This window comes from Nguyenibacter vanlangensis, from assembly GCF_013376155.1.
GTDB classification, from domain to species: Bacteria; Pseudomonadota; Alphaproteobacteria; order Acetobacterales; family Acetobacteraceae; genus Gluconacetobacter; species Gluconacetobacter vanlangensis.
Genome location: NZ_JABXXP010000061.1, coordinates 1 through 9,895, shown reverse-complemented (window position 1 = coordinate 9,895; position 9,895 = coordinate 1). Strand labels below are relative to the sequence as shown.

The 9,895-nt window shown below is 61.1% G+C and carries 10 protein-coding genes and 1 pseudogene; 9 read left to right on the top strand and 2 right to left on the bottom strand.

The genetic code is table 11. The features are described from left to right. Nucleotides 1-191: 191 nt before the first annotated feature. The 8 genes and pseudogenes from moaA (at nt 192) to HUK84_RS05795 (ending at nt 6,579) form a co-directional block, all read left to right on the top strand. The gene (moaA, locus tag HUK84_RS05830; protein ID WP_176639434.1) at nt 192-1,268 is read left to right on the top strand and encodes a GTP 3',8-cyclase MoaA; all 1,077 of its coding nucleotides are present in this window, start codon (nt 192-194) and stop codon (nt 1,266-1,268) included. Between the two features lie 96 nt (nt 1,269-1,364). Continuing rightward, nucleotides 1,365-1,607, top strand: coding sequence for a MoaD/ThiS family protein (locus HUK84_RS05825; protein WP_176639433.1), 243 nt, complete (start codon nt 1,365-1,367; stop codon nt 1,605-1,607). Beyond that, nucleotides 1,604-2,029 (top strand): molybdenum cofactor biosynthesis protein MoaE, encoded by a 426-nt coding sequence (locus tag HUK84_RS05820; protein WP_176639432.1) that lies wholly within the window; start codon nt 1,604-1,606, stop codon nt 2,027-2,029. Before HUK84_RS05825 ends, HUK84_RS05820 begins: the two co-directional genes overlap by 4 nt. A 57-nt stretch (nt 2,030-2,086) precedes the next feature. Then, complete coding sequence (gene fdhD, locus HUK84_RS05815; RefSeq protein ID WP_176639431.1) at nt 2,087-2,887, top strand: formate dehydrogenase accessory sulfurtransferase FdhD; 801 nt, start codon at nt 2,087-2,089, stop codon at nt 2,885-2,887. Between the two features lie 46 nt (nt 2,888-2,933). Further along, entirely contained in the window at nt 2,934-4,556 is a 1,623-nt protein-coding gene (locus HUK84_RS05810) for an FUSC family protein (RefSeq protein ID WP_176639430.1), read from the top strand. A gap of 288 nt (nt 4,557-4,844) precedes the next feature. After that, nucleotides 4,845-5,312 carry a helix-turn-helix domain-containing protein gene (locus tag HUK84_RS05805; RefSeq protein ID WP_176639429.1) on the top strand — a complete coding sequence of 156 codons (468 nt, stop codon included), beginning with the start codon at nt 4,845-4,847 and terminating at the stop codon, nt 5,310-5,312. A gap of 274 nt (nt 5,313-5,586) precedes the next feature. Then, nucleotides 5,587-5,739, top strand: a complete 153-nt coding sequence (locus tag HUK84_RS05800) for a transposase (protein ID WP_176639428.1) — start codon at nt 5,587-5,589, stop codon at nt 5,737-5,739. Between the two features lie 119 nt (nt 5,740-5,858). Then, nucleotides 5,859-6,579 (top strand): annotated as a pseudogene (locus HUK84_RS05795) (transposase). On the opposite strand, the gene HUK84_RS05790 reads toward HUK84_RS05795, so the two are convergent. After that, nucleotides 6,576-7,049 carry a nuclear transport factor 2 family protein gene (locus tag HUK84_RS05790; protein WP_176639427.1) on the bottom strand — a complete coding sequence of 158 codons (474 nt, stop codon included), beginning with the start codon at nt 7,047-7,049 and terminating at the stop codon, nt 6,576-6,578. The pseudogene HUK84_RS05795 and the gene HUK84_RS05790 overlap by 4 nt on opposite strands. Before the next feature lie 1,282 nt (nt 7,050-8,331). On the opposite strand from HUK84_RS05790, the gene HUK84_RS05785 reads away from it, so the two are divergent. Continuing rightward, nucleotides 8,332-9,573 carry a cupin domain-containing protein gene (locus HUK84_RS05785; RefSeq protein WP_176639426.1) on the top strand — a complete coding sequence of 414 codons (1,242 nt, stop codon included), beginning with the start codon at nt 8,332-8,334 and terminating at the stop codon, nt 9,571-9,573. Between the two features lie 63 nt (nt 9,574-9,636). On the opposite strand, the gene HUK84_RS05780 is transcribed toward HUK84_RS05785, so the two are convergent. Further along, on the bottom strand, nt 9,637-9,895 hold a 259-nt coding region (locus tag HUK84_RS05780; RefSeq protein ID WP_246285443.1), incomplete at its 5' end, for a LysR substrate-binding domain-containing protein.

Sequence of the window (9,895 nt, the reverse complement as noted above, 5' to 3'; positions counted from 1 at the left end):
GGTCATCGACTACCCGATGCCGCGCGGCGCGATCGCCGGCTATTACCCCGAACTCAACCCGCTGCTGCCGCTCGATTATTTCGACGAGATCAGCGGCACCCCGGCGGCCAAGTCCATACCGGTCAAGGTGGTTCCCAGCGTTGCCTCGGCGGCGCCGATCCGAATCGCCGGATAGAAGGCGGGGAGGCGCCATGGATGAGGTCATCTTGAGGGGCAGCAGCGTGCCGGTCCTGGACCGGCATGTTCGACCTTGGCGGGATCTGCGGATATCGGTGATGGACCGGTGCAATTTCCGCTGCCCGTACTGCATGCCGGACTCGACATATCATGCGGGATTTCGCTTCCTGGCGCCGCGGGAGAGGCTGGATTTCGATGAAATCGTGCGGGTGGCGCGAGTCGCGGCGGAGATGGGGGTCACCAAGCTGCGGCTGACGGGGGGCGAACCCCTGCTGCGTCCCGGCCTGGCGGACCTGGTGGCGCGACTGGTGCGGATTCCCGGTATCGACGACGTCGCCCTCACCACCAACGGGGTGCTGCTGGCGCGCATGGTCCCGGCGTTGCACGCGGCAGGACTGCATCGCGTGACGGTCAGCCTCGACAGTCTCGACGAAGTCGTCTTTGCGCGCCTGAGCGGTGGGCGGGCAGAGCTGGCGGCCGTTCTGGAAGGGATCGAAACCGCGCGCGCCGCCGACTTTTCCGGCGGCGTCAAGATCAATGCTGTCATCCAACGCGGGGTCAACGACTCGGGCGTGCCGGCCCTGCTGGCGCGCTACCGTCACACGGGTGTGGTGGTGCGCTTCATCGAATATATGGATGTCGGGAACCGCAATGGCTGGGAGCGCGCACATGTCGTGAACTCACGTGAATTGCTGGAACGGATCGAGGCGATCTGGCCGCTTGAGCGGCTGTCGCCGCATTATCGCGGCGAGGTGGCGAGGCGTTACCGTTACCGGGATGGCGGGGGCGAGATCGGCTTCATCTCCTCGGTCACCGCCCCGTTCTGCGGGGACTGCTCGCGGGCCCGGTTGTCCTCCGATGGGCGGATCTATACGTGCCTTTTCGCGACAACGGGTACCGAGCTGCGGGCCCTTTTGCGCGATGCGCGCCATGCAGCGGATGACGGCCCGCTGCGCGAGGCACTGTCGCAGATTTGGCGGCAGCGCACGGACCGTTATAGCGAGGAGCGTGCGGAACGGCGCGCCGGTGCCGCCGCAAGTCCGGACACGCGACAGGGCGATAAGATTGAAATGCATTATATCGGGGGCTGAGGTGCAAGAGAATATGTCTGTCCTGGCGAACGATTGGCTTGGACGCGCGAAACGGCACGCCGCCGTGGACAGGGGTGTCCAAAGCAGGGATGACGCATGCCGCGCATAGAACTCGAATATTTCGCGCAGCTCCGTGACGAGGCGGGATGCCAGATAGAAACCCGCGAGACCTCCGCACGCACGGCCGCCGCGCTGTATGACGAATTGCGCGCGGTCCACGGGTTCGCTCTGGCACCGACACGCATGCGTGTGGCTGTGAACGCCGTATTCCGGCCATGGAACCAGGCTTTGCAGGATGGCGACCATGTCGTGTTCATTCCCCCGGTGACCGGCGGATGACCCGGTTCCTGCTGGCGGCAGCCCCTGTGGACATTACAGCGCTGCGCACGGAATTGTTGCAGCCTGAGGCCGGCGGCTTCTGCTGTTTCGAGGGATGGGTCCGGGAGACGAATGGCGGTCGGGCCGTATTCGGCCTGGATTACCAGGCGTTCGCGCCCCTGGCCGTCACCGAGGGGCAGGCGATTCTCGACGAGGCTCGCGCGGGCTTCGAGATCACCGATGCCGCGGCCATGCATCGCAGCGGTTCTCTGAGGGTCGGCGAAATCGCCGTCTGGATCGGCGTCTCCGCACCTCATCGCGACGCCGCGTTCCGAGGGTGTCGTTATATCATCGATGAAATCAAGCGGCGGGTCCCGATCTGGAAGCGCGAACATTACCTAAGCGGAATCGAAAAATGGGTCGCAGGCCACGATTTGGCATGACGGCAAGCAGCCTGGTATGCCACGGCCGTCCACGGGTGTTTGGGTAGGATGCGTACCATGGTGTCGCTGTTTCACGACGTGACCGTGACCTCCCTCGCACGGCCGGATCGTGCGTTCGGGTTCAAGGTCGCCGACGAGGTCCCCCTCAGGCTCACATTCAACGGGATGTACCCCTACGGAGTCATGATGGTGACACCTGACGATCTGGAGGATTTCGCGATCGGATTCTGCCTGACGGAACAGATCATTCCCACACCCAATGCCTGCCGATCGGTCGTGATCACCGGCGCGGCCGATGGGCTGGCGATGGATATTTCGATTGCGGGCGATGCGCTGGCACGGCTGATCCGCAGCCGCCCGCGCGCGCGCACAGGCCACACGAGCTGCGGGATCTGCGGTAGCGACGATATCCCGGCAGATGCGGCAGGATTGGCCGTGCTGCCGAAGGGGCCGATTGTTCCGGTCACCGCGATCCGCCATGCCCTGGACGATCTCGGAGCATGGCAGGTGCTGAACGCGCAGACCAGAATGGTGCATGCGGCGGCCTGGGCCGACTCTGCCGGGCGAATCATGATGATCCGAGAAGATGTCGGGCGGCATAATGCAGTGGATAAGCTGATTGGCGCACGTGCGCGCGAAGGCCGGACGGTCGAGGAAGGATTCTGTGTTCTCACCAGTCGCTATTCACTTGAAATGGCCCTCAAGACGTTGCGCGCCGGAATTTCAATGGTTGTCGCGGTTTCGGCGCCGACATATCGGGCGTTTCAACTTGCAAAGACGATGAACCAGACATTGATTGCCGTTGCACGCCGCGACGGGCAGATCCTGTTCTGCGGTGGGGAGCGCCTGGAGCGGTGAGCAAGCCGGGGCCCATCAGACGTCAGGTGGCGCAGCACGTATGCTCTTGGCGCTGAAGGTCGCCGCACCCGCGTCCGGGGGGCTGAAATGGCTGTACGCGCCGTCATGGTCCAATGTGGCCTTCGCGTTGCGCACGGCAGCAGCGGCTCTTCTGTCCCTGCTGATTGCGATGTGGCTGGAGCTCGACAGTCCTCAATGGGCGCCGCTGACGGTCTGGGTCGTCGCGACATCGACGCGGGGAGAGACGCTGTCCAAGGCGCGCTGGCGCCTTGTCGGCACCGCCACGGGCTGTGTCATCAGCATCTGCGCCATCGCGTGTTTTCCCCAGCAGCCCGGGCTGCTGATTCCCGCTCTGGCGCTTTGGGTTGGGTGCTGCAGCGCCGGCGCCACATTTTTCGACGGCTATCGCCGATATGCGTTCCTCGTGGCGAGCTTCACGGGTGCCATTATCGCATCCGGCGCCTTCTCGTCTCCCCTGTCCGTATTCGAGATCTCCATTTCGCGCGGGACCTATATCGTCCTTGGTATCCTGTGCGAGGCGGCGATGGCGACGATCACCAGCCGCAATCCGGAGGGAACCGTGCGGGGGCAGCTTGTTGCCCGCCTCGACGATATCACGTCCGACGTGGCGACGGTCATCGAGCGCGCCGGCAGCGCGCCGTTGTCCATACAGCAGGAAAGCGAGCTGCTGGCGGACGTAATGGCGATGAACGCCCGCGTCGAGTTCGAAGTGCTCGACCTCGGACCGGACAGCAGAAGGGCCGTGGATCATGCGCGTGGCGCACTGTCAGTGCTGCTGGTCATTCTTGCCAAGGCCCGGGTAGGCGTGGCACCTGGAGCGTTGAGGGACGAGCTGACGCGTGCGCGAGATCATATCGATGCCATCGCCCATCCGCGCCGGGGGGATCGATTCCGGTTCTCGGCCCATTCGCCGCGCCAGGCAATCGAGGCCGCCCGCGTGGGCGCCCGGACGGCGCTCGGCATTCTCGGCGCCGGTCTGCTCTGGGACGTCACGGCGTGGACCGAGGGCCCCAGTTTCATATCGTTTCTGAGCCTGATCGGCGGCCTCATGGCGACCCGCGAGGTGCCGGCGGTGGCCGCGCGTGACTTTCTGGTCGGCGCGCTCTGGAGTGTCGCGGTTGCGTCGCTGTTTGTCTTTATCGTCATGCCTGCGGTAACGGCGCCCGAATGTCTTGCTTATTGCTTGTTCTGGCCGATGGTCGTCGGTGGTCTTGCCGGCCGGGAAGCCCGGCTGTCCACGCATGCTATGGCATTCAATATGTTTCTTCCGGTCCTGATCGCTCCCAGAAATGGCGGCAGAGTGGACGAAATTGCCTTTATTAACGGCAGCATGGCGTTCCTCGCCGCGATCATTTACGAACGGTTTATACTTTCGACGGTTTTTCCCTTTGACGCTCTGGATCATCTGCAGCGCACGGATCGATGGGTCCGGAGGCAGCTGCGCCTGCTGCGCCGGACCACGACTCGGGTAACAGTTTCCCAATGGCTTCATGAAAATGCGGCAAGCATGGTGCGATCCGTACGCACTTGCCGTGGAGCGGGAGAGAACGTGCTGGAATATTATCTCGGGCGTCATCTGCAGGCGATGGCGCTCGGCGTGCGGGTCATCGAACTGCGCAACGAGGCGCGCCGGACAATTCCGAACTGAACCGCGCCGCGAACCTTGGAGCGAAGGTCGGGCGGCTTGCCACAAACCCGCGCAAGCCTGACCGGAAATGCGTTGAGTGATCTCGACCGGTTGTAATAACAACTCGGGAAGAGATTGACTCTGTTTTGGATTCCATTGGGAACTGAACTCTGATTCGATAGAGGTGGTTTCGGCTCGGATTGGAGCGATGGGATAGGTTGGGCGGTCAGGATCACGCGAACGGATCATACGGCGTCGGAACTCAGGGCGGCGTCGTCGAGATGCGGCGATGGGGCGCAGGTTCGTCGCATGCTGGCTCTGGCCATGGTCATTGAGGGTCGATCCCGGAGGGAAGCCGCTGCTCTGAACGGCATGGATCGGCAGACTTTGAGCGATTGGGTGCGTCGCTACAACGCGGAAGGGATGGTAGGTCTCAAATCGCGCAAGAGTCCGGGGCGGACACCCTACCTCACCGAGGCCCAGAAGGCCGAGTTACGGAGGCTGGTGATCGAGGGGCCGGATCCCGTTGTTCACAAGGTCGTTCGCTGGCGCTGCGTGGATCTGCGCGCGGAGGTGGCACGTCGATGGAAGATCGAGGTTCATGAAGCCACGATCGCCGCGTGGCTGAACGAACTCAGTCTGACCCGGCTTCAGCCGCGGCCGGTCCATCCAAAGAAGGATGCGGCGGTGGAAGAGGCTTTTAAAAAAATTCGCCAACCTGGTGCGCGCGGCGCTCGACGGAACCCCGGCCGACACGCCATCGCGAAAATACGTTGACACCCGAACCATCATGTAAGGACAAGGCCAGGGTCGGTCAGCAGGGCACCCACGCCTATATCCGGGCGCCGATCGGCTCGCGGCCGCTGATGGTCCGCGACAACCGCCGTGACTCTGCCTACATTTTCGGTACCATCTGTCCCCAGCGCGGGGCCGGCGCCGCCATGATCACGCCAGCCGCCAATACCGAGATGATGAGCCTGCATCCGGCGGAAATCAGCACGCAGGTTGCACCGGGGGCGCAAGCCGTGCTGGGCGCGGCAGCAATCTGGTCGTGCCCGACAACATCAGGCTGCTGTCGTTGCCACCCTATAGTCCCGAACTCAATCCGATGGAAAATGTCTGGGACTATCTGCGCCAGAACACACTTTGTGCAACTCTCAGGGACAGCTACGACGATATCGTCGATGCTTGCAGGACCGCATGAAAGTGGTTCATCGACGATCCAGAACGTGTCACCAAATTCGGCTCACGAAACTGGGCGTGTGTCAGTCTTTAGGCGAGCTGGTATAGTTCATGGATTTGCATTAACCTGAGAAGATCATGATGGCCCGCACTGAAACCACCTGCGCGGCGTGTCGGCGCAACGACCTGGACTGTGCAAGTGACCTGCGGGAATACCGCACGGACCTTGACAGAACCGTAGATGCCCAGGCGAAAGCAGGCGGGCCAGCCTCGGATCGCGGACCTGCGGCGCATGTTGGAAGCGATCTTCAATGTCGTCACGACCGGCTGCCAGTGGCGACAGTTCTCGCGCGACCCTCCGGCGTTCACGATGGTCCAGGGGTATTTCTATCGCTGGATCCGCGACGACCGCGAGGCGGCGCCCTTGGCTGGGATCATCGATGGCAGCCCATTAAAACCGCAAAAAATGGCGGGCCGCTCGGCTATGATGCCGGAAAGAAAATCAAAGGCCGGGATGGCGCGCTTTTAGTGGTGGCGACCACCGGCGGATGTTTTCCTGATTGCACCTCCTGATGACCGCCGCCTTGACGGAAAAAAGCTGTGGACCGTCCTAACTGAACTCGGCCATTGGACCATTGAGAGCGTCAAGCGTCCGGCTGGAACGGTAGGCTTTGCCGTTCTGCCCAAACGCTAGATCGCCGAGTGCACTTTCGCTTGGCCCGGACGGTATCGCCACCTTTCAACAGACGTCGAGGCGACGATTTCCTCTCCACAGGCATTGTTGACCGTCGCTTATATCCACATAACTCTGCGGCGAACATCAACTCGCTTTTCGTATCAAGCAGTCAGCCCCTTGGATTAGAGACCAAGCGCTGAAAGGCCGGGATGGTCAACGGGCCGAGGATGGGCGCGATCCCAGTGAAACTTCCGCTCACTTTCTCGGATGGAAAGGTCGTTAATGCTGGCGAGACGCCGGCTCATCAAGCCATCAGTATCGAATTCCCAGTTCTCGTTTCCATATGACCGAAACCAGTTATTCGAGTCGTCGCGCCATTCATAAGCAAAGCGGACAGCAATCCGATTGTCATGCCACGCCCAGACCTCCTTGACCAACCGATACTCGAGCTCCCGGGCCCATTTGCGTGTGAGAAATTCGACGATCGCAGCGCGCCCTTGCAGAAACTCAGCGCGATTGCGCCAATAGCTATCGGGAGCATAACCCAGTGAAATTCGTCCCGGATCGCAGGAATTCCATGCATCCTCAGCCGCACGGACCTTCTGGATCGCCGTTTCTTGTGTGAAGGGCGGAAACGGTGGCCGACTGTCTGACATCTTACTGACCTCTCTCGCAGTGGTTGGCTTGCAAGGTGTCGATCATTAAAGAGATCTTTTCAAGAGCGTTAGTGTAGGGACGGATTCATACGTACGTATGATTCACACCACATGAAGATGAGCTTTGGCAGAACCAAGGTGCTGGCGAACTGAGAGGGTCGCGGGTGGTGAGCCTGCCTGAACCACCCGAACTGAGCGAAACGTCATAATAATACCAATTCCGCTTCGCCCGAACCCACGCCGGTTTTCGTCCGGAATGCGGAGATCCCAAGTTTCTCTCTGAAGCGGACCGTGCAGCCCATCAGTTCGAGCGAAGCGGAATTGGTATAAACCATAGCACGAACAGCTCGCTGACGCAGCCGGGGTCGATCATTGATCCCCTGTTCGAGATTGCCCACGACGACGCGGCGCGGCGCATCCTGGGCATATACTGGCGCTGGCGCCGCTAAGCAAGGTGGACGACTTCCTTGCCCCGTATTCCGAGGATCGCCTCGAGGACGGCCGGGCGCGCGTTGTGCGACCTGGCGACGCCCCGGAGCGCGCGGTTCAAATGGGCCTTGGCCCGCCTATAGTTGCGCGTCCGAGGGTCCGGGACCACGCGCTTGGCGATGCCGGGGCCGAGTCTGGTTTTGCACCGCGACCCTGGCGAACTGGGCGCAACGAATCCGAAGCCTCGACACGCTTTTGCTGGCTCCCCCCCCCCCCCGACTGGGCATCTCGACGGGCGACTTCCCCGAAGCGTTGACCGGCCCGCCTGGAGAGGATACGCCGCACTCCGCGCCACGTGTGATCGCGCAGTTGGCCGCCGGCTGGCAGAAGGACTACGATTGTTAGTTGTGACGTGATCTCCCTGCCCGACACTCTGTGTATATTTGGACGGACGGCGTCTGACTCCAGGCGCTCCTGGAGCCGGCCGCGGAATGCATGCTCGCCGTGATCAGCGCCACCCCGGAAGGCAAGAAAGAACTGGTCGGCTTTCAGGGGGGATCCGGGAAGGCGCGCGGAGCTAGCATAAACTGCTGGCCGATCTCAGGACCGATGACTTGTGCCTCGCCCGAACCCGCGGTCGCTGATGGAGCGCTCGCCTTGTGGATGGCACTGGACGCGATTTCTTTCGGCGCACGCTATCAGCATTGCCGGTTTCACAAGACCGACAATGTCGTAAACACATTTTTTAAGGCCATGAGAGCCGGCAGCCGGCTCGTTACCTACACCAAAGTACTATACCGTCCTCCACGCCCCTAATGCTTCATTGTCAAAAGACTTTGTGGAGTAGCAAACTATGAACAATTTTCAGCGTCGCGGCCTCCTTTCGGCAGCTGGTGTGCTCGGCGTTGCGACCGCAGCTCGCGCAGCCACGTTCGGCAATCCGGACTCTCCCCCACAGGGCGCGGTGAATACAAAGGGCAGTCCCCAGAGCCTAACCGACCCGGGTCCCAAGAATCCCGTCCTGATGGATCAGTTCCCGTCATTTCAGGATCCTCCCGCCACCGACGTCGACGGCATGCCGCTCTTTTGGGCATCGTTCAATGATGCCCACAAGCGCATTCAGAATGGGGGGTGGGCAAGAGAGGTTACCCAGCTCGATTTCGCGATCTCCGAGAGTATTTCGGGCGTCAATATGCGCCTTAGCTCGGGAGGAATCCGCGAGATGCATTGGCATCAGCAAGCTGAGTGGGCCATAATGTTAACTGGTAAGTGCCGTATCACAACCCTAGATGAACTGGGGCGCCCGAGTGTCGAAGACGTCGAGGCGGGCGACTTGTGGTATTTTTCTCCCGGGCTTCCCCACTCGCTCCAGGGTCTCGGACCCGACGGCGCCGAATTCCTGATTGCTTTCGATAACGGAATGGCGTCCGAGTTCAATACATTGCTGCTGACAGATTGGGTGGCCCACACTCCGCCGGAGGTTCTCGCAAAGAATTTTGGCGTTTCGGCAGATGTATTCCGCAACATTCCACTCAAAAATCTTTGGATTTTTCAGGGTAAGGAACCGCCCGCATTGGCCGCGGACCGTCAAAGCTCTAAGGTGGTCGCTGGGGCACAAAAAGTCGTCTTTCGGCTGGCTTCAAAGACTCCCGACAGGCAGACAAGGAGCGGCACCGTTCGCATCGCCGATAGCAGGAATTTCCCTATCTCCCAGCAGGTTGCGGCGGCACTTGTTACTGTCGCTCCCGGCGGCATGCGCGAATTGCACTGGCATCCCAACGCTGACGAATGGACCTATTTTATCAAAGGTTGCGCCCGCGCCACGGTCTTCAACACGGGGCCGAAGGCTCAGACTGCCGACTTCCGCCCCGGGGACATTGGCTACATAAAGAGAGGGCTCGGTCACTATGTGGAGAACACAGGCACAACGGAACTTCAGTTCCTCGAAGTGTTCAAGGCTGATCACTTTGCTGAAGTGTCACTTTCCGACTGGCTAACGCATGTCCCGCCGGAATTGGTTGCACAGCACCTTAACATCGATCCTTCGACTATTGTCCAGTTCCCGCAAGATCGACCGGATGTAGTACCTGAATGATACGGCTGGCCGTCCCAACACGGGTCTCGACTTTCAGCAGGATGAGAGCCCATAGCAAGTTTATTATGGCGCCAGCTCCCTGACAAAGTCGAGGAAGGCGCGCACCTTGGCGGACACGAGGTGCGATGCGTGGTGATAGGCATACAGGGGGAAGGTCTCATCCGACCATTCCGGCAGCAGATGGACCAGCCTCTTCTGCGTGATGAGATCTCTGGCATAGAGTTCCAGCAATTGTGCGATTCCGGCGCCGCTCAGACAGGCGCCCAGCAGCGATCCGGTGTCGTCGACCATCAGCCGTCCGGCAACATGAAGCGGAACGGTT